At 62.5% G+C, this 17,858-nt stretch carries 18 protein-coding genes and 1 pseudogene; 10 read left to right on the top strand and 9 right to left on the bottom strand.

What is annotated here, in order from left to right:
• Positions 1-8: 8 nt before the first annotated feature.
• A pseudogene (locus tag P5705_RS20550) lies at positions 9-351 on the top strand (transposase); the annotation flags it as partial.
• A gap of 369 nt (positions 352-720) precedes the next feature.
• Here P5705_RS20550 and P5705_RS20545 read toward each other — a convergent pair.
• Entirely contained in the window at positions 721-1,137 is a 417-nt protein-coding gene (locus tag P5705_RS20545) for a hypothetical protein (RefSeq protein ID WP_277462752.1), read from the bottom strand.
• A gap of 229 nt (positions 1,138-1,366) precedes the next feature.
• Between P5705_RS20545 and P5705_RS20540 the strand changes: the two genes are divergently transcribed.
• The 4 genes from P5705_RS20540 (at position 1,367) to P5705_RS20525 (ending at position 6,365) form a co-directional block, all read left to right on the top strand.
• A complete protein-coding gene (locus P5705_RS20540) occupies positions 1,367-1,636 on the top strand; it encodes a DUF3077 domain-containing protein (RefSeq protein ID WP_277462751.1) in 270 nt (89 codons plus the stop codon).
• 463 nt (positions 1,637-2,099) lie between these two features.
• The gene (dusA, locus tag P5705_RS20535) at positions 2,100-3,107 is read left to right on the top strand and encodes a tRNA dihydrouridine(20/20a) synthase DusA (protein ID WP_277462750.1); all 1,008 of its coding nucleotides are present in this window, start codon (positions 2,100-2,102) and stop codon (positions 3,105-3,107) included.
• A gap of 321 nt (positions 3,108-3,428) precedes the next feature.
• The gene (gene tal, locus P5705_RS20530) at positions 3,429-4,355 is read left to right on the top strand and encodes a transaldolase (protein WP_277462749.1); all 927 of its coding nucleotides are present in this window, start codon (positions 3,429-3,431) and stop codon (positions 4,353-4,355) included.
• A 141-nt stretch (positions 4,356-4,496) separates the two neighbouring features.
• Positions 4,497-6,365, top strand: coding sequence for an alkaline phosphatase D family protein (locus P5705_RS20525; protein WP_277462748.1), 1,869 nt, complete (start codon positions 4,497-4,499; stop codon positions 6,363-6,365).
• Between the two features lie 93 nt (positions 6,366-6,458).
• Here P5705_RS20525 and rssC read toward each other — a convergent pair whose 3' ends face one another.
• Together rssC and rssB are read right to left on the bottom strand one after the other, a co-directional pair.
• Positions 6,459-6,941, bottom strand: a complete 483-nt coding sequence (rssC, locus tag P5705_RS20520) for an anti-sigma factor antagonist RssC (protein WP_023631332.1) — start codon at positions 6,939-6,941, stop codon at positions 6,459-6,461.
• Positions 6,938-8,122, bottom strand: coding sequence for a two-component system response regulator RssB (gene rssB / locus P5705_RS20515; RefSeq protein ID WP_277462747.1), 1,185 nt, complete (start codon positions 8,120-8,122; stop codon positions 6,938-6,940). Before rssB ends, rssC begins: the two co-directional genes overlap by 4 nt.
• 270 nt (positions 8,123-8,392) lie before the next feature.
• On the opposite strand from rssB, the gene P5705_RS20510 reads away from it, so the two are divergent.
• Positions 8,393-8,692, top strand: coding sequence for a PilZ domain-containing protein (locus tag P5705_RS20510; protein ID WP_277462746.1), 300 nt, complete (start codon positions 8,393-8,395; stop codon positions 8,690-8,692).
• 61 nt (positions 8,693-8,753) lie between these two features.
• Here the strand turns inward: P5705_RS20510 and P5705_RS20505 are convergent, their stop codons facing one another.
• Positions 8,754-9,461, bottom strand: coding sequence for an MlaA family lipoprotein (locus P5705_RS20505; protein WP_213657632.1), 708 nt, complete (start codon positions 9,459-9,461; stop codon positions 8,754-8,756).
• A 189-nt stretch (positions 9,462-9,650) separates the two neighbouring features.
• On the opposite strand from P5705_RS20505, the gene P5705_RS20500 reads away from it, so the two are divergent.
• Together P5705_RS20500 and P5705_RS20495 are read left to right on the top strand one after the other, a co-directional pair.
• A complete protein-coding gene (locus P5705_RS20500) occupies positions 9,651-10,214 on the top strand; it encodes a phosphonoacetaldehyde phosphonohydrolase-related protein (protein WP_277462745.1) in 564 nt (187 codons plus the stop codon).
• Between the two features lie 123 nt (positions 10,215-10,337).
• Positions 10,338-10,601, top strand: coding sequence for a DUF4404 family protein (locus P5705_RS20495; RefSeq protein WP_277462744.1), 264 nt, complete (start codon positions 10,338-10,340; stop codon positions 10,599-10,601).
• Between the two features lie 127 nt (positions 10,602-10,728).
• Here P5705_RS20495 and queF read toward each other — a convergent pair whose 3' ends face one another.
• Together queF and P5705_RS20485 are read right to left on the bottom strand one after the other, a co-directional pair.
• Positions 10,729-11,559, bottom strand: a complete 831-nt coding sequence (gene queF / locus P5705_RS20490) for an NADPH-dependent 7-cyano-7-deazaguanine reductase QueF (RefSeq protein WP_277462743.1) — start codon at positions 11,557-11,559, stop codon at positions 10,729-10,731.
• 68 nt (positions 11,560-11,627) lie between these two features.
• A complete protein-coding gene (locus P5705_RS20485; protein ID WP_277462742.1) occupies positions 11,628-12,131 on the bottom strand; it encodes a cupredoxin domain-containing protein in 504 nt (167 codons plus the stop codon).
• Positions 12,132-12,373: 242 nt separating this feature from the next.
• Between P5705_RS20485 and P5705_RS20480 the strand changes: the two genes are divergently transcribed.
• The gene (locus P5705_RS20480; RefSeq protein WP_240065378.1) at positions 12,374-13,054 is read left to right on the top strand and encodes a heavy metal response regulator transcription factor; all 681 of its coding nucleotides are present in this window, start codon (positions 12,374-12,376) and stop codon (positions 13,052-13,054) included.
• A complete protein-coding gene (locus P5705_RS20475; protein WP_277462741.1) occupies positions 13,054-14,403 on the top strand; it encodes a heavy metal sensor histidine kinase in 1,350 nt (449 codons plus the stop codon). The genes P5705_RS20480 and P5705_RS20475 overlap by 1 nt, the downstream gene beginning before the upstream one ends.
• A gap of 91 nt (positions 14,404-14,494) precedes the next feature.
• Here P5705_RS20475 and P5705_RS20470 read toward each other — a convergent pair whose 3' ends face one another.
• The 3 genes from P5705_RS20470 to P5705_RS20460 all read right to left on the bottom strand — a co-directional run bounded on the left by P5705_RS20470 (position 14,495) and on the right by P5705_RS20460 (position 17,744).
• Positions 14,495-15,739 (bottom strand): lipoprotein-releasing ABC transporter permease subunit, encoded by a 1,245-nt coding sequence (locus P5705_RS20470; protein ID WP_277462740.1) that lies wholly within the window; start codon positions 15,737-15,739, stop codon positions 14,495-14,497.
• Positions 15,740-15,802: 63 nt separating this feature from the next.
• The gene (lolD, locus tag P5705_RS20465) at positions 15,803-16,486 is read right to left on the bottom strand and encodes a lipoprotein-releasing ABC transporter ATP-binding protein LolD (protein ID WP_193383909.1); all 684 of its coding nucleotides are present in this window, start codon (positions 16,484-16,486) and stop codon (positions 15,803-15,805) included.
• A 7-nt stretch (positions 16,487-16,493) separates the two neighbouring features.
• Positions 16,494-17,744 (bottom strand): lipoprotein-releasing ABC transporter permease subunit, encoded by a 1,251-nt coding sequence (locus P5705_RS20460; RefSeq protein WP_277462739.1) that lies wholly within the window; start codon positions 17,742-17,744, stop codon positions 16,494-16,496.
• Positions 17,745-17,858: the final 114 nt, after the last annotated feature.

Here is a 17,858-nt window from a genome sequence, read left to right as displayed (position 1 = left end):
TTTTTTCGATGAAGCAGATGACCTTCGCTGACGCCGAGTACCCAGGCAAGCGCAAGCAGACTCTCAAAGAGTTGTTCTTGATCGGGATGGATCAGATGGTGCCGTGGAACGGCTTGATCAAACTGGTCGAGCCGTTCTACCCCGAAGGGTGAAGGTGGTCGTCCGGCTTGTCCGTTGGTGACGATGCTGCGTGTACATTTGATGCAGAACTGGTTCGATTACAATGATCCGGCGATGGTGGAAGCGCTGTACGAGACTGCCATCCTGCGGCAGTTCGCCGGGCTGAACCTGGAGCGCATTCCCGACGAAACCACCATCCTCCACATCCGCCGACTGCTGGAGAAACACGAACCAGGAAACCTCCAAGCAACTTGCCATCACCGTACGGTAAATTGCTCGAAGATCCTTTAACAGCACAAGCACAAGTTTTTACTAATACTAGTCGTTGACTGTAAGCTCTTGAGCTCACCCGGGGGGGCTTGAATATAAATTCCTTCGAGTAACTACTGATGCCCGGATCAGTATTTTCTTTGCCGCGAAGTCAATCTTCCCTTCCCCAGGCTTCAAGCGTATTAATAGCTACCCCCTCATCGAAAATCAAACTGGAACCGGGCTCCCAGCTATCATATCCTACTGCGTACGGATAGCCTTTAACCTTGGCTTGCCCGTCCATTTCCCTACGATACACCTCGTTAGTCCTATGAAGTTTGTGTTCATCTTCTAGACGGCGCCCCCGATAAAGGTATCGCTAACTGTTATACGATCAGAAAACTTTACCTTGCCGTCTCTTTCCCCGATCGCCATATCTGACCAAAGAGCGTTAGCCTTTGCTACATCGTCAGTGCGCTTTGGTCGCCGAGCAAGATTAGAGTGATATAGGTTGTTACTGTGTCCATCCAGCTCCCGCCAACCGACTTCTGTTCTGACGGGCGTCAGATCAACAGAGGGATTTTCTTTCAGTCGCGCAGCCGACTTCTGGGCATCAGGCTCGAATTCGGGCAACACATAACTCGGGATGCCGAGCGCTTGCGCCTCACGCAGTTCACTTAAAGTTACATTACCGCCGCCCAAAGCATGGAAAGTACCATTTTCTTTAGCCACATACGTCATGTAGGAAGCGCCTGCGTCATCAAGCACCTTCCAGCTTCCTGTAGGGTCCGGCACGTAAACAACGTTCCGGTAATCGGGTGAGATGCCGCAGGTGGAGCCTCGGACGTTGCATTAAGCCGTTATGTCGTGAGTTGTCTGGGCGGGCCCTGTTCGCCGGCAAGGCCGGCTCCTACCTGGGGCGCGATTTGCCTGTAGGAGCCCGCGTTGCCGGCGAATAGGCCAGGCCAGGCACCGAAGATTTCAGGGAGATTGAGCCATGAGCACAGACGACACCACGCCCCACACCACCGTGGGCAAGACCAAGTTCTACCAAGGTGCAAAGCACACCGACCCGCTGTTCTGCATCGAACCCGGCATCCCTTGCCAGCACGCACGGGAACAGGCTTCGGAGTTGATGGGCTACGTGTGCGACCTGACCATCACCGGGATCATGGAGGACAAGCCTCAGCTGATCTGGGCGTCGTATTACCTGAGCGCGCTCGCCAAGGCGCTGATGGATGATGCGGAGTTGGGGATGAAGCATTAAGGGGTTGTTCTTTCGAGGGTTTGACGGAAGGGTTGCAGCGCCTGGGAGATTGAGCGCCGCCCGCGCGGCGCATCGCGGATGAATCCGCTCCTACACCGGTTGCAACGTGCCGCATCTGTCAGGTCATGGTTGCCTGCCTTGGCGCCAGCCGAAAAATCGCGTCGTACAAACAAGGCGAACATCCATAGCCTATCAGGCATAGGCACGTTGCAACGAATGTAGGAGCGGATTCATCCGCGATGCGCCGCGCGGGCGGCGCTTGGTCTTGAATGCGGTACATGGCTACCGCCCTGCACCTGACTGCCAACACACGATCAAAAACACTTCACCCCCGGCCGGCACCTTAATCGCCGATCGGACCGGACGAATCCCACCATGCTTGGTAAACTGGCGCCCATCAACCTATCCATCGCCTGCCAGCGTGACTCTGCGCCTGGCTTCGCTGAGTTCGTGCCCCAGACTTATGCATCCTAACGCCACTTCATCCACAGCCTTGCACCCCGAGCCATCCCGCCGCTTCAGCGTTGCGCCGATGATGGATTGGACAGACCGCCACTGCCGCTTCTTCCTGCGCCTGCTCTCCAAGCACGCCCTGCTCTACACCGAAATGGTCACCACCGGCGCCCTGCTGCACAACGACGCCCACCGCTTCCTGCGCCACGACGACAGCGAGCACCCGCTGGCCCTGCAACTGGGCGGCAGCGTGCCGGCGGACCTGGCGGCCTGCGCGCGCCTGGCACAGGAGGCCGGCTACGATGAGGTCAACCTCAACGTCGGCTGCCCCAGCGACCGGGTGCAGAACAACATGATCGGCGCCTGCCTGATGGGCCATCCGGCGCTGGTGGCCGATTGCGTCAAGGCGATGCAGGATGCCGTGAGCATTCCGGTAACGGTCAAGCACCGCATCGGCATCAACGGCCGCGACAGCTACGCCGAACTGTGCGACTTCGTCGGCCAGGTGCGCGACGCGGGCTGCCGCAGCTTCACCGTGCATGCACGCATCGCCATTCTCGAAGGGCTGTCGCCCAAGGAGAACCGCGAGATCCCACCGCTGCGCTACGACGTGGCGGCACAGTTGAAGGCGGACTTCCCGGACCTGGAGCTGGTGCTCAACGGCGGGATCAAGACCCTCGAGGAGTGCCGCACGCACCTGGAGACGTTCGATGGCGTGATGCTGGGGCGCGAGGCGTATCACAACCCTTACCTGCTGGCCGAGGTCGACCAGCAGTTGTTCGGCAGCAGCGAGCCTGTGATCAGCCGTGCCGAGGCGATGGCCAAGCTGCGCCCATATATCGTCGCGCACATGGAAAGTGGCGGCGCGATGCATCACATTACCCGGCATATCCTTGGCCTGGGCCAGGGTTTCCCGGGGGCGCGGCGCTTCCGTCAGCTGTTGTCGGCGGACATCCACAAGGCCGACCAGCCGTTGGCGGTACTGGACCAGGCTGCGGAGTTGCTGCAAGGACGCTGATGCCTGTAGGAGCGGCCTTGTGCCGCGAAAGGGCCGCAAAGCGGCCCCAATGATGTTGCGCCAAGGCAGAAATCCCGGGACCGCCTTGCGGTCCTTTCGCGGCACAAGGCCGCTCCTACAGGGGTGCACGTAAAATCCGAGCACCCGGCAGGCCAGTTGCCCCTGGCGCCCATCGTGCGGGTTACTCGGCGTACTCGGGAACCTCCACCGCGCATTCGACTCGAACCCTCACCTTCCACGCAGCCCCACACGTGTCAGGCCCGTTGCCGGGCCGCCGGGGCTCGGGTAATGTCGAGTCATTGCACAGGACAGAGCACGCCCATGACCTCCAAGCTGGAACAACTCAAGCAGTTCACCACCGTGGTCGCCGACACCGGCGACCTGGACGCCATCACCCGCCTCAAGCCGGTCGACGCCACCACCAACCCGTCGCTGCTGCTCAAGGCCGCCGCCATCCCGGGCTATGCCGACCTGCTCAAGCAGGTCAAGGCCGATAGCAAAGGCAATGTCGACCTGGCCTGCGACAAGTTCGCGGTCTCGGTGGGCGCGGGCATTCTCAAGGTCATTCCAGGCCGGATTTCCACCGAAGTGGATGCGCGCCTGTCGTTCGACGAGCCGGCGCTGTTGAAGAAGGCCCGCCAGCTGATCGAGCTGTACGAAGCCGCCGGGATCAAACGCGATCGCGTGCTGATCAAGCTGGCTTCCACCTGGGAAGGTATCCGCGCCGCCGAGAAGCTGGAAAAGGAAGGCATCCAGACCAACCTCACCCTGCTGTTCTCCTTCGCCCAGGCCCAGGCCTGCGCCGATGCCGGGGTGTTCCTGATCTCGCCGTTCGTAGGGCGTATCTACGACTGGTACAAGAAAAGCACCGGCAAGGACTACGTCGGTGCCGAAGACCCCGGCGTGCAGTCGGTCACGCGCATCTACGACTACTACAAGACCAATGGCTACAACACCGTGGTCATGGGCGCGAGCTTCCGCAACATCGGCCAGATCGAGCAACTGGCCGGCTGCGACCGCCTGACCATCAGCCCGGAGTTGCTGCTGCAACTGTCCGATGACCACGGCGAGCTGCCGCGCATCCTCAAGCCGGGCAATGCCGGCGAGGCGAAGCAGCAGCTGAACGAAAGCCAGTTCCGCTGGGCGATGAACGAGGATGCCATGGCCACCGAGAAACTGGCCGAAGGTATTCGCCAGTTCGCTCGGGACCAGGAGAAGCTCGAAGCCTTGATGACTGACAAAGCCTGATACATATTTGGGTTGATCAACGGGCGGTTAATGCAGAGCATTTGCCGCCCGTTTTCGTTGGGGCGGCCGATGACGCTATCGCGGGGCAAGCCCGCTCCCACGATGGCGTTACTCGCCACACCCGATAGAGCCGAGCCTTAGATGACCCCCAGCGCCACCCTCCCCCTCGTCCTCGCCGGCCCTGTACTCCGCCGCCTGGAGCCCCAGCGCCTGGCCATCTGGCTAGTCGGCTCGCAACCGCTGCGCCCCGAGTTCATCCTCGAACATGCAGGCATCAACGCCCAGATAACCGTTGAAGTGATCCCAGTCGGCGCGCACGCCTTCATCCATCTGCTGGACATCCACTTCGACAACCCACTGCCCAGCAATACAGCCCTCGAATACGACCTGCGCCTGGACAACGGCCAAGGCATCGCCGACTGGGCGCCGCACCTGCTCTACCCCGGCGCCAGCCGCCCCAGCTTCGTGCTGCGCGACCGCCTCGACCAACTGCTCCACGGCTCCTGCCGCAAGCCCCACCACCCGGCCACCGACGGCCTGCTCTGCGCAGACCGCCTGCTTTTGGCGGGCCCGCGACCCGAAGAGCGCCCGGCCATGCTGCTGATGACCGGCGACCAGGTTTACGCTGATGACGTTGCCGGCCCCATGCTGCGCGCCATCCACGAGTTGATCGAGTGCCTCGGCCTGTTCGACGAAACTTTGGAGGGTGCCGTGGTAGACAGTGGCGCGGCGCTCTACCGCCACCCAGCCTGCTACTACCACCGCGCCGACCTGCTACCGGCCCAGGAAAGCAACGAAAGCCTGCGTGAGCGCTTCTTCGGCGGCAAGCGCAAGCCGATCTTCTCTTCCAGCAACGCCGACAACCACCTGGTGACCTTTGCCGAAGTCATGGCCATGTACCTGCTGGTCTGGTCGCCCATACCGTGGGCGCTGGTGCGCATGGAGATTCCACCCGGTTTGACCGACAAGCATCAGGCCCGCTATCGCCATGAGCTGCCGCTGATCGAAGCCTTCCGCGCAGGGCTCGGCCAGGTGGCCCGGGCGATGGCCCACCTGCCCTGCCTGATGATCTTCGACGACCACGACATCACCGACGACTGGAACCTGTCGGCGCAGTGGGAGCAGACTGCCTACGGCCACCCGTTCTCCCGGCGCATCATTGGCAATGCGCTGGTGGGCTACCTGCTGTGCCAGGGTTGGGGGAACGACCCGGATGCCTGCGCGGCGCTGGTCGGCCGTTGTCGGCAGTTGGCCGAGGCGCGGGACGAACTGATCGGCGAACTGCTACGCTTCCAGGGCTGGCAATACGCATTGCCCACCGAGCCGCCACTGCTGGTGCTGGATACCCGCACTCGGCGCTGGCGCAGCGAAAACAGCCTGCAGAAGCCCTCCGGCCTGCTCGACTGGGAAGCCCTGTGCGAACTGCAACAGGCGCTGCTGGACCACCCTTCGGCGATCATCGTGTCACCGGCGCCGATCTTCGGGGTCAAACTGATCGAAACGGTGCAACGGGTGTTCAGCGCACTGGGCTATCCGCTGCTGGTGGATGCCGAGAACTGGATGGCTCACCGGGGCGCGGCGCAGGTGATCCTGAATATTTTCCGTCATTCGCGCACGCCGGGGCACTACGTGATCCTTTCCGGGGATGTGCATTATTCGTTCGTCTACGAGGTGCTGATCCGCCATCGCCAGCGCAGCCCGCACCTGTGGCAGGTGACCAGCAGCGGGATCAAGAATGAGTTTCCAAGGCGCCTGCTGGATGTGCTGGACCGGCTCAACCGCTGGTTGTACTCACCACGCTCACCACTCAACTGGTTCACCCAGCGTCGGCAGATGGAGGTGGTGCCGCGCACGCCCAGCCATAGCAAGGCGGGTGAGCGACTCTGGAACAGTGCGGGGTTGGGCTGGGTGTTCTTCGATGGCGAAGGGCGGCCGGAGCGGGTGTATCAGCTGAACGCCGACGGCCGAGAGACAACCGAGTTTGCTCGGCGAATGGGTGCTGGTGGTTAGGGCTTGTGTTGGCTTTCCGGGTCGCGGGTAAACCCGCTCCTACAGGGCTTTCATCAGCCTGTAGAGCGGCGTAACACCCGCAAATTGCAAAGGTCAGGAACGCTCTAGCGCGCTCACCAGGTCATGGAAGGCTTCGCGGTTGGAGTCGTTCAGCCCCATCAGGATCTTGTGCGCCTCCAGCACCTTGGAGCGCACCACGCTCTCGTCTTGATCTTGCGATGGCAGGTCGGTCAGGCACTCCGGGCAGGGTACCGGGCGATCGACGATGTTGAACACCTGGTCGAAACCCATGGACTGCAGCAACCGGGAAATATCCGGATTAGTGGTGACGACTGTCGGCAGCAGGCCGACTTTCTGCCGGGACAGGATCGACAGCTTGGCCAGCAGACCCAGCGTGGTGCTGTCGATGCTTTCGGTCTCTGTCAGGTCGATGACGATGGCCGAGAAGTTCAGCGCGGTGAAAATCTTCTCGATCGTCGCATCCAGCGCCGAACACAGGGTCAGGCGCACTTCACCGACGAATTTCAGAACGAAGGTCCCGCTCTGTTCGGCGAACTGGATTCTACCGGTACTCATTCAAGGTTCCTGCTCAACACCAATAGGGCGATATCATCCGGCATCTCCCCAAGCGTAGCCAATTCGAAACGTTGGCGCAGCCCTTCCAGGCTGCCCCCTGCTTCCTTGACGATCTCCGGCAAGGACGCTTCCTTATCTTTGAGTGTGCCCCCCGGCAAAAGGTCCAGAATGCCATCGGACATCAGGGTGAGGCTGAACTGCGCCGGCAGCTCCAGCTCCTGGTCCTGGTAGCTGGCCTCATCGAACAGCCCCACCGGCAGGCCACGGCCTTCCAGATAACGTGCCTGGCCGTTGGTGTACAGCACAGGCAATGGCAAGTGGCCACCCACGCTGTAGGTGAGCAGGCCGGTGTCCTCATCGATGACACCGCCGACCATGGTCACATGCTTGCCCAGCTTGCAGTTGATCAGCCCGCGGTTGATGTGGCTGAGCACCTGCGAAGGCTTGAACTCGCGCATTCTGCCGCTGCGTTTGATTTCGAACAGCAGGCGCGTGGTCATGAACTTGAGCAGTACCGTGACGAACGCCGAGGAGGCACCATGGCCGGACACGTCCGCCAGGTAGAAGGCAATGCGCCGCTCGTCCACGCGGAAGTAATCGGCAAAATCACCCGACAGGTACAACGACGGGATGATCTGGTGTTCGAATGCGTATCCACCGGCCTTCCAGGGGCTCTCCGGGAGCATGTTCATCTGCACCTGGCGCCCGGCGTTCTGGTCTTCCTGCAGCAGGTGCAGGCTAGCCTCGAGCTCGCGGTTGGCTGCCTCGAGCTTGTCGCGATAACGTTGGTTCTCAAGCACCAGCCGGGAACGGTCAAGGGCACGACGCACCGAGTGCTCAAGCACCGCAAGGTCTTCCAGGGGCTTGATCAGGTAGTCTGCGGCGCCCAGGCGCAAGGCTTCGACCGCATCGCTCATGACACCTGCGCCGGACACCACGATCACCGGCAACTGCGGCGCGCGCTCGCTGACCCGGCGGATCAGTTCGAGGCCGCCCATCTGCGGCATGCGCAGATCGCAGATCACGAGGTCGGGCTGGTGTTCTTCGAAGACCTGGAGGCCCTGCTGACCGTTGGCGGCCTGGAGGACGCTGAAACCGCTGTCTTCCAGATAGGCGGCGAGGCTTGCACGGACCACGTCGTCGTCATCGATGATCAGCAGCGTTGCACTGGTTTTCTGCATGTGGGCGAACGGCGCCAGATTTGGGTTGGCGTAGCGGCTGCGGATACCCCGCCAGACGCTACTGGAATGCTCTCTAGCCACTCTCTATTTGAGTTGTAGGACAAGAAGACTGGTCCGGCAAATAGTAGAGGTGCCCTGTAAGGCGCTGACGGTACTCCCATCCGCCTGGCGTTTCAAGCGTGGGAAGGTAGACTTCCCTGCACTTTACAGGGCAAATCACCTGGCGTTATAAGAAAGCCGACCCGTGCGATCCGATGAAAGGAAGCAGCCATGTCCCAGCCCCCCGTGAACTACAGCGAAAAACGCGATTTCATCCGCATGCGCATAGACACCGAGGTCAGCCTGCTGCATGCCGGCCAGGTGATCGCCGCCGTTTGCCTCGACCTGTCCAGCAGTGGCATGCAGGTGCAGGCACCGCACCGGTTCCAGGTTGGCGATCGCCTCGAGGTGCGCATCGATTCCGAACTCCCTGCACTCAAGGGCCTGCACGCCAGTACCGAGGTGGTGTGGATTGCCGACCAGCCTGGTGGCGAGCAGAAGCTCGGCCTGCGCATCCTGGCCATGCACTGAGCCCGACGGTGTTACAGGATAAAAAAAGGCGACCCGAAGGTCGCCTTTTTCACTCGCCGAATCAGAAGTCGTCTTCGACAGCGCCGTCCTTGACCTTGAACTCGCGGTTCTGCAGGTAGGCGTTGCGCAGGAAGATGTACTTGTCACCCTGGATCAGCTTTTCAGCCTGCAGCAGGCTGGCACGGGTGTCGATCACGTCCAGGGCGAAGATCGAGTTGCGCGTGGGCACGTGGTCGATATAACGGTAGGGTTCGGTGTAGGTGTCCGGGTACTTGGCCAGGCCGTCACGTACGGTGCTGGGGCCAAGCAGCGGGATGACCACGTACGGGCCGCTGGGCACGCCCCAGTAGCCGAGGGTCTGGCCGAAGTCCTCGTCATTGCGCTGCAGGCCCATCTTGGTGCCGACGTCGAAGAAACCGCCGAGGCCGAAGGTGGTGTTGACGATCAGGCGCGCGGTGTCGACACCGGCAGCATGCGGCTTGAGCTGAAGCACGTCGTTGGCCAGGTTGGTGACATCACCCAGGTTGCGGAAGATGTTGTGGATACCATCCTCGAGGAACTGAGGCGTCACAGCCTGGTAGCCCTTGGCCAGAGGTTTGAGGGCATAGGTGTCCAGTGCATCGTTGAACTTGAAGATCGGTCGGTTGACCGCCTCCCAAGGGTCTTCTTCTGTGGCCGCCTGAGTAGCCGCCACAGGCGCCAGCAACAGGCTGGCACAGACACAGGCCTGGGTGATTCGCTCGATCACTCCGGCACCGATCCTACGCATAGATGTCTCTCCATCGGATTTCACGGCGGCAACGGCCTTTGGCGCGCTGCTGAATTAGGCGCCAGTATAATGGCTTGCTGGCTTAGGGATAGTCTTACATATCTCTGTCAAGATTTTGTGAACACGAGTCATCGTCATCGAGAGGTCATAAAGGCGGGCTAGCCTGCGGAGTATTTCAGGGAAGTTGCCATGCAAGACGCCCCCTCCTTCACCGCCGTGTTGTTCGGACTGCGCGGCTGCCTGGTCCAGAGTTCGGATGGCAATCACTTGCCCGCGCCCGGCGCACTGGACTCCCTCGAGCGCCTGCGCAAACAGCAGGTACCTTGCATCTGGCTCGACGAGCTCGATGCCGCTCATGGCCGGCAGCTCACCCGCGCACTCCCCGATTGGTTGCCCGGCCATGCAGTCAACGAGGGCACCTGGCCGGCGCCCGACGCTTGCTGGCAAGCGCTGATGACCCTGGAAAGCCAACGGCTGGAAGGTTGCGTTCTGGTCAGCGGCGAACCGCTGTTGCTGCAATCGGCGCTCAACGCAGGCCTGTGGACTGTCGGCCTGGCGGCTTGCAACCCTTCGTGCGACCTGAGCTCCAGCCAATGGCAAGGCATGACGCGGCAAGAACAGGAACTGGCCCGCGGCAAGGCCACCCTCGCACTGTTCGGCATGGGTGTGCATTCAGTCATCGACCACCTCGAGGCGCTCGACACCTGCCTGGCCGACATCGCCCAACGCCGGCACAAGGGCGAGAAACCCTGATACATCACAGTTGATGCGAGTCATGCAAAGCGCCGGCAGGTGGATTACGCTAGAAGGCAGGCAAGAACCTTTGGCGCTTCACCGAGGTCCATGCCTTGCCAAGCCATTGATGGAGTATGACCAATGCCCGCCCGCGAACTGCAAGAGCAACTCGATAGCCTGCGCGAGCAACTGGACCGCAATCCACCGCTCTCGCTGGAAGAGCGCGACCACCTGCGCGAACTGATGCAACAGATCGAAGCCCAGATCAAGCTCGAAGAAGCCACCCCGGACAACAACGTCGTCGATGGCGTGAATCTCGCCATCGAACGCTTCGAGGCCGATCACCCCGACCTGACAGCCACCCTGCGCAGCATCGTCAACTCGTTGCACAGCATGGGCATCTGACCCCTCTGAATACGATTGGGGCTGCGTTGCAGCCCATCGCCGGCAAAGCCGGCTCCTACAGGGATTGGCGTTTGCCAGGTAGGAGCCGGCGTTGCCGGCGATGGGCCGCAACGCGGCCCCAATTGCCTTACTGACGCACCAGACGCTGGTTGTTCGGCGAAATCGCGCCGGTGCTGCGATACGGGTTGATATCCAGCCCGCCACGGCGCACATAGCGCGCATACACCGTCAGGTGCTCAGGCTGCAGCAGATTTTTCAGGTCAAGGTAGATGCGCTCCACGCACTGCTCGTGGAAATCGGCATGCTGACGGAAGCTGATCAGGTAGGTGAGCAGGCTGGCATGATCCAGCGCACGCCCTTTGTACTCGACCACCACGCTGCCCCAGTCCGGCTGGCCTGTGACCGGGCAGTTGGACTTGAGCAAGTGGCTGTGGACTGTCTCTTCCACCACACGCTCGGTTGAGCAACTCAGCAGCTCGGGTTGTGGCTGCTCGTAGTTATCGATTGCCACGTCCAGCGCGTCGATGCACTGCCCCGGCAAGGCGGTGACACCTTGAGCCTCGATATCGGCCAGAGTGCTGACCTTGACCGCCACCGGCTTGCCCGCAGCAGTGGAAAGATCCTTCACCAGGCACGCCTGCAACTGCGCCACCGACTCGAACTTCGTCTGGTTCAGCGAGTTGAGGTACAGCTTGAACGACTTGGACTCGATGATGTTCGGCGAGTCGCACGGGATGGCGAATTCACCAATGGCCACCACCGGCTTGCCCGACGGCAGCAGCCAGGACAGCTCGAAGCAGTTCCAGTAATCCACGCCCTGCCAGGGCAGGGCGTCACCGCTGACGCCCAGTTCGGCCCACTTGGCCAGGCGTGGAATCGGGAACAGCAGCGAGGGCGTGTAGGTGGCGATGTATTCGCTGGACTTGCCCAGCGGAGAGTGTTCGGCGGCGGGATGCATGGAAACTGACCTGAGGGTTCGAAATTGCCCTTAGTCTACCGGTTTTGCACCCCGCCTTGGGGCGCTTGTTACTCGATGGTCAGCGGCCCGACCATACCGGCTTGATAGTGCCCCGGCACGTTGCAGGCAAACTCGATAGGCGCGGACTTGCGGAAGGTCCAGGTCAACTCGGCACGCTGGCCGGGCTGGACCAGCACGGTATTGCCTGCCCCGTGAGCATGCGCATCCATGTTCATCTGACCGTGATCCATGCCCTCATGGTTCATGCCGGCGGTGAACAGCTTGCCCTGCATCGCCACCATCTCCTTCTGGTGCTCGACATGCATGGCCTTGTCACCCAGGTTGAACTCGTGGGGCAGCTTGCCTTCGTTGATCAGCACGAAGCGCACGGTTTCGCCAGCCTTGACCTTGAGGCTCTTGGGCTCGAAGGCGATATCCTTGAGCACCACCTCGACGGTACGGCTGGCCTTGGCCGCTGGAGCTGGCTCACCGAAGGCGAAGGTCTTCGACTCGTCGGCGAAGGTGGGCAGGCTGAGCAGCGCGAGCGCGGCGGCGACAAACAGGTGTTTCATCAGTGGCTCCGAAGGGTGCGGGGAGAATGTGGTCATTCTCGAAAAGGCTGGCTGGCAACTGGCTGACGGGAAGATTACAACTTTGTCAGCTTGGGCGAGGCGGCGGATCGTCACGTATGATTTCAGGCACCATCCTTGGGGGGCGGGTTTACCCGCGAATGCTGCCGTGAATGCCCCAACATTTTTCGCGGATGAATCCGCTCCTACAAGGCTCGCGTGAACTTCCGGAATTGTGAACGCCCATGAAACTACTGATCGTCGAAGACCAGGCCAAGACTGGCCAATACCTGTGCCAGGGCCTGAGCGAGGCCGGTTTCGCCACGGAACTGGCCACCGACGGCGACACCGGCCAGCACCTGGCGCTGACCGGGGACCACGACCTGTTGATCCTCGACGTTATGTTGCCGGGGCGCAACGGCTGGCAGATTCTCCAGGCCGTACGCCAGGCCGGGCTGGATACACCCGTGCTGTTCCTCACCGCCCGCGACGCCGTCGAGGACCGCGTGCACGGCCTCGAGCTGGGGGCCGACGACTATCTGGTCAAGCCATTCGCCTTCTCTGAACTGCTGGCACGGGTGCGCAGCCTGCTGCGCCGAGGCGCCAACGCCAGCCAGGACACCAACCTGGCGCTCGCCGACCTGCGCCTGGACCTGATCCGCCGCCGCGCCGAGCGCAGCGGCCAACGCATCGACCTGACCGCCAAGGAGTTCGCCCTGCTCGAACTGCTGCTGCGCCGCCAGGGCGAAGTGCTGCCCAAGTCGCTGATCGCCTCGCAGGTGTGGGACATGAATTTCGACAGCGACACCAACGTGATCGAAGTGGCCATCCGCCGCCTGCGCCTGAAGATCGACGACAGCCATCCGACCAAGCTGATCCACACCGTGCGCGGCATGGGCTACGTGCTCGAGGAGCGCCAGGACTGATGCGCCGCCTGTCCCTCGGTGGCCGCCTGGCCCTGCTGTTCGCCGCCTGTACCGCGACCGTTTCGCTGACAGCCGGACTGCTGTTCAACCGCGCCAGCGAACGTCACTTCGTCGAGCTCGACCAGCAACTGCTCAGCGGCCGCCTGTCACTGATGCGCAGCCTGCTCGACGGCGTGGTCACCCCTGAACAACTGAGCGCACGCCTGCCTGATCTGAGCAACGAACTGAGCCATCAGTCCGACCTGGCCCTGCGCGTACGCGGCATCGATGGCACGATCTGGTTCGACAGCCGCGAAGGCCTGCCGGACGACCTGCGCCAGGCCGGCCTGGCCACCCTGCATGCCAGCGGCGTCGACTACCGCAGCCTGAGCGTCCCGCTCAGCGATAACCAACCTGCGTCACCGCAGCTCACCCTGTTCCTCGACATCACCCACCATCAGCATTTCCTCCAAGGCATGCAGCGCCTGATCTGGCTCACCGTGGGCTTGTCGGCCTTGGCCACCGCACTGCTGGGCGCCTGGGCCGCACGCCGGGGCCTGAAGCCGTTGCGACGGATGGGCAAGGTCGCCGCCAGCGTCAATGCCCGGTCGCTGACCACTCGCCTGCCTGTGGCACAGATGCCCGAAGAACTGGCGGAGCTGGCGAGCACGGTCAATGCCATGCTGCAGCGCCTGGACGACGCCTTCCAGCGCCTGTCGGCATTTTCCGCCGACATCGCCCACGAATTGCGTACGCCGCTGTCCAATCTGCTCACGCACACCCAGGTCACCCTCACTCGCCCGCGCAGCCTCGAGGAATACCGCGAGGCCCTGCATGGCAACCTGGAGGAACTGCAGTGGATGGCCCAGCTGGTCAACGACATGCTTTATCTGGCCAAGGCCGATCACGGTTTGCTGATGCCCAATCGCCAGCCGCTGGACCTGGCCGTGGAAGTCGATGCGCTGCTGGAGTACTACGCCCCGCTGGCCGAGGAAGCCGAGGTGCGGCTGTCACGCGCGGGCGAAGCGCGCACCGAAGGGGACAGGCACATGCTGCGCCGGGCCCTGTCCAACCTGCTGGATAACGCATTGCGCTTCACACCGGCCGGCGGTGAGATCCGCGTGACACTGGAGCCAGGATTATGCGTCAGCGTGACCAATACCGGGCCGGCCATTGCCCCACACCTGCTGGAGCGGCTGTTTGACCGGTTCTATCGCGCGGATCCGGCTCGCCAGGAAGGCAACAGCGAACACGCCGGACTGGGGCTTGCGATCACCCGCTCGATCGTGCAGGCGCATGGGGGAAGCATCAGGGCGAAGTGTGAGAATGGCTGGACGTGGTTCGTGATCGAGCTGCCTGAACGGCAGTGAAAAGGGGCCGCTTTGCGGCCCATCGCCAGCAAGGTTGGCTCCTACCAGCGCACACAGCGCCTGTAGGAGCCAGCCTTGCTGGCGAATTGCGCTACTCGTAGCGCAAGGCCATCGCCGGTTCGATCTGCGAGGCCCGGTAGGCCGGGTAGATGGTCGCCAGGAAGCTCATTACCAAACCCGCCACGCAGATGATTGCCACGTCGCCCCACTGCAATTCGGACGGCAGGCTGCTGATGAAGTAGATGTCGGACGTGAAGATGTGCTGGCCACTGACCCGCTCGACCCAACCGACGATGGCGCTGACGTTGAACGCAGCGACCACCCCCAATACGCCACCGATCAGCGTGCCGACGATACCGATCAAGCTGCCCTGGACCATGAACGTGCCCATGATCTGCGCCGGCGTGGCGCCGATGGTGCGCAGGATGGCGATGTCCGCGCCTTTGTCGTTCACCACCATCACCAGGGTGGCGATGATGTTGAACGCCGCCACCGCGATGATCATCATCAACAGCAGACCGATCATGGTCTTTTCCATCTTCATCGCGCTGAACAGGCTGCCCTGGGTGTGCGACCAATCATCGGCGCGGTAACCCTCGCCCAGGCCAGCGGCGATCGCTTTCGACACCTGTGGCGCGGCATACAGATCTTGCAGCTTCAGACGCACGCCCTGCACCTGGCCCGGCGCCCAACGCTGCATCTCACCGGCATCGGCGACATGGATGTAGGCCTGGGAGCCATCCAGCTCGGCACCGACCTTGAAGATGCCGACCACCGTCAAACGCTGCATGCGTGGGGTGATGCCGCCGGGTTCCTTGCTGATCTCGGGGACGATCAGGGTCAGCTTGTCGCCGGTGTTCAGGCGGAAGCGTCGGGCCGTCAGCTCACCGATGACCACGCCGTACTCGCCAGGCACGAGGTCCTGCAAGCTACCTTGGACGATATGCTGGGTGACGATGGAGACCTTGCCCTCTTCGGCCGGGTCGATACCCGCCACCTGAATCGGCTGCATGGCACCTTTGTACGACAGCATGCCTTCCAGTTCGGTAAGCGGCGCGGCGGCCAGCACCGCCGGGTTGCCTTCGGCGGCACTGGCCACCTGGCGCCAGTCGTCCAGCGGCTGCACGCCGAGGATGCTGGCGTGGGGCACCAGGCCCAGCACGCGCGAGCTCATCTCGCGCTGGAAGCCGTTCATCACCGACAGCACCACGATCATCGCCAGCACGCCGAGCGACAGGCCGATCATCGAGGTCATCGAGATGAACGAGATGAAATGGTTGCGGCGCTTGGCACGGGTGTAACGAGCACCGATGAACAAGGGCAAGGGTCTGAACATGAACGGCAACACCTAAGAAGAAAGTGAACCGGGGCGCGCTTCATGGCGCCCCGCGCAAGCGACTCAGATCGCCACCAGGTGCCCGTCTTCCAGGCGCAGCACACGGTCCATCTGGCGCGCCAGGTTGAGGTCGTGGGTGACCACCAGGAACGCGGTCTGCGAGTGGCTGGACAGCTCCTGCATCAGTTCCTGGATGCCCTGGGCGGTGTGGTGGTCGAGGTTGCCAGTTGGCTCGTCGAGCATCACCAGGCCCGGGCGGTTGACCAGGGCGCGGGCGATCGCCACGCGCTGGCGCTCACCACCGGACAGCTCGGCCGGCTTGTGATTCAGCCGATGGCCCAGGCCAACCCGCTTGAGCAGCGCCTCGGCGCGCTCGCGGGCCTCTGGAATAGGCGTCTTGCCAATCAGCAGGGGCATGCAGGCGTTTTCCAGGGCGGTGAACTCCGGCAGCAGGTGGTGGAACTGGTAGACGAAGCCCAGCGCGCGGTTGCGCAGCAGCCCACGCGCCCGCTCGCCCAGCGCCGACAGTTCTTCGCCGGCCAGCCAGACGCTGCCTTGGGTCGGTGTATCCAGGCCACCCAGCAGGTTGAGCAAGGTACTCTTGCCCGAGCCGGAGCTGCCGACGATGGCCACCCGCTCGCCCGGCTGCAGTTCCAGGTTCAACCCGGACAGCACCTGCACCGACTCCGGGCCCTCTTCGTAGCTCTTGCCCAGGTTGCGGCAACTCAACACGGCTTTATCACTCATGCGCGACTCACTCATAACGTAGCGCCTCTGCAGGCTGGGTGCGCGAGGCGCGCCAGGCCGGGTACAGGGTGGCGAAGAAACTCAGGACCAGCGCCGCGCCGCAGACCATCCACACGTCCTGGGCCTGGAGTTGCGAGGGCAGGTAATCGATGAAATACACGTCGGCGTTGAGGAACTTGTGCCCGATCAGCGTCTCGATGCCGGCGATCGCCGCGCTCACATTGAGCGCGCCGAAAATGCCCAGCACGGCGCCGACCAGGGTGCCGACCACGCCGATCACCGTGCCCTGGACCATGAAGATGGCCATGATCTGCGCGGGGGTCGCGCCCAGGGTGCGGAGGATGGCGATGTCGCCACGCTTGTCGTTGACCACCATCACCAGGGTGGAAATGATGTTGAACGCCGCCACCGCCACGATCAGCAGCAACAGCAGGCCGATCATGGACTTCTCCATGCGAATCGCCTGGTACAGGTTGCCGTGGGTGCGGGTCCAGTCACGTGGGTAGAACTGCTGCTCGCCCAGCTGCTGGGCGATGTCCCAGGCCGCGCGCGGCGCCTGGAACAGGTCGTCGAACTTCAGGCGCAGGCCCTGGACTTGATCCGCTTTCCAGCGGTGCAGGCGCGACAGGTCGGAGAGGTTGGTCAACCCAAGATAGCCGTCGATCTCGCCGGCACCGACGTGGAAGGTGCCGACCACGGTGAAGCGCTTCATGCGCGGGAACATGCCGGCCGGGGTGACACTGACCTCCGGGGCGACGAAGGTCAGCTTGTCGCCGACAGCCACGCCCAGCTTCTGCGCGGCCTTGTCGCCGATCATGATGCCCCACTCGCCCGGCGCCAGCTTGTCAAGGCTGCCGTCGAGCACGAACTTGTCGATGATCGACACCTCGCGCTCGCGGGCCGGGTCGACGCCGTTGAGCAGCACCTTCTGCACCTTGCCCTCGTGCGTCAGCAAACCCTGCATCTGGGTGAACGGCGCAACCGCCAGCACCTGCGGATTCTGCTTTACTTTAGAGGCGAGGGCCTGCCAGTCATCGATGGGCTGGCCGGTTTCCAGGGTGGCATGAGGGATCATCCCCAGCACGCGGGTACGCATCTCGTGGTCGAAACCGTTCATTACCGAGAGCACCACGATCATCACCACCACGCCCAGGGCGAGGCCGATCATCGAGGTGAGCGAAATGAACGAGACGAAGTGATTGCGACGCTTGGCACGGGTGTAGCGCGTACCAATGAATACGAAAAGAGGTCTGAACATGTCGGGGCTTGTTCGGATGAAAGGGAACGTCCTTGTGGCGAGGCGCCTACGGCGGCTTTACACTCGGACAACCGCCGTAACCTTGGGTTCGCCATGACGACATTAGACGAAGAA

Origin of the sequence: Pseudomonas entomophila, assembly GCF_029478665.1 — a bacterium.
Lineage (GTDB): Bacteria > Pseudomonadota > Gammaproteobacteria > Pseudomonadales > Pseudomonadaceae > Aquipseudomonas > Aquipseudomonas entomophila_F.
This window is presented reverse-complemented; position numbering and strand designations above follow the sequence as displayed.

Bases quoted from the DNA above. Each gene is read 5' to 3' on its own strand.
- P5705_RS20540 (WP_277462751.1), top strand. From the start codon at position 1,367: ATGAGCACAGACGACACCACGCCCCACACCACCGTGGGCAAGACCAAG.
- dusA (WP_277462750.1), top strand. From the start codon at position 2,100: ATGCATCCTAACGCCACTTCATCCACAGCCTTGCACCCCGAGCCATCC.
- tal (WP_277462749.1), top strand. From the start codon at position 3,429: ATGACCTCCAAGCTGGAACAACTCAAGCAGTTCACCACCGTGGTCGCC.
- P5705_RS20525 (WP_277462748.1), top strand. From the start codon at position 4,497: ATGACCCCCAGCGCCACCCTCCCCCTCGTCCTCGCCGGCCCTGTACTC.
- rssC (WP_023631332.1), bottom strand. From the start codon at position 6,941: ATGAGTACCGGTAGAATCCAGTTCGCCGAACAGAGCGGGACCTTCGTT.
- rssB (WP_277462747.1), bottom strand. From the start codon at position 8,122: ATGCAGAAAACCAGTGCAACGCTGCTGATCATCGATGACGACGACGTG.
- P5705_RS20510 (WP_277462746.1), top strand. From the start codon at position 8,393: ATGTCCCAGCCCCCCGTGAACTACAGCGAAAAACGCGATTTCATCCGC.
- P5705_RS20505 (WP_213657632.1), bottom strand. From the start codon at position 9,461: ATGCGTAGGATCGGTGCCGGAGTGATCGAGCGAATCACCCAGGCCTGT.
- P5705_RS20500 (WP_277462745.1), top strand. From the start codon at position 9,651: ATGCAAGACGCCCCCTCCTTCACCGCCGTGTTGTTCGGACTGCGCGGC.
- P5705_RS20495 (WP_277462744.1), top strand. From the start codon at position 10,338: ATGCCCGCCCGCGAACTGCAAGAGCAACTCGATAGCCTGCGCGAGCAA.
- queF (WP_277462743.1), bottom strand. From the start codon at position 11,559: ATGCATCCCGCCGCCGAACACTCTCCGCTGGGCAAGTCCAGCGAATAC.
- P5705_RS20485 (WP_277462742.1), bottom strand. From the start codon at position 12,131: ATGAAACACCTGTTTGTCGCCGCCGCGCTCGCGCTGCTCAGCCTGCCC.
- P5705_RS20480 (WP_240065378.1), top strand. From the start codon at position 12,374: ATGAAACTACTGATCGTCGAAGACCAGGCCAAGACTGGCCAATACCTG.
- P5705_RS20475 (WP_277462741.1), top strand. From the start codon at position 13,054: ATGCGCCGCCTGTCCCTCGGTGGCCGCCTGGCCCTGCTGTTCGCCGCC.
- P5705_RS20470 (WP_277462740.1), bottom strand. From the start codon at position 15,739: ATGTTCAGACCCTTGCCCTTGTTCATCGGTGCTCGTTACACCCGTGCC.
- lolD (WP_193383909.1), bottom strand. From the start codon at position 16,486: ATGAGTGATAAAGCCGTGTTGAGTTGCCGCAACCTGGGCAAGAGCTAC.
- P5705_RS20460 (WP_277462739.1), bottom strand. From the start codon at position 17,744: ATGTTCAGACCTCTTTTCGTATTCATTGGTACGCGCTACACCCGTGCC.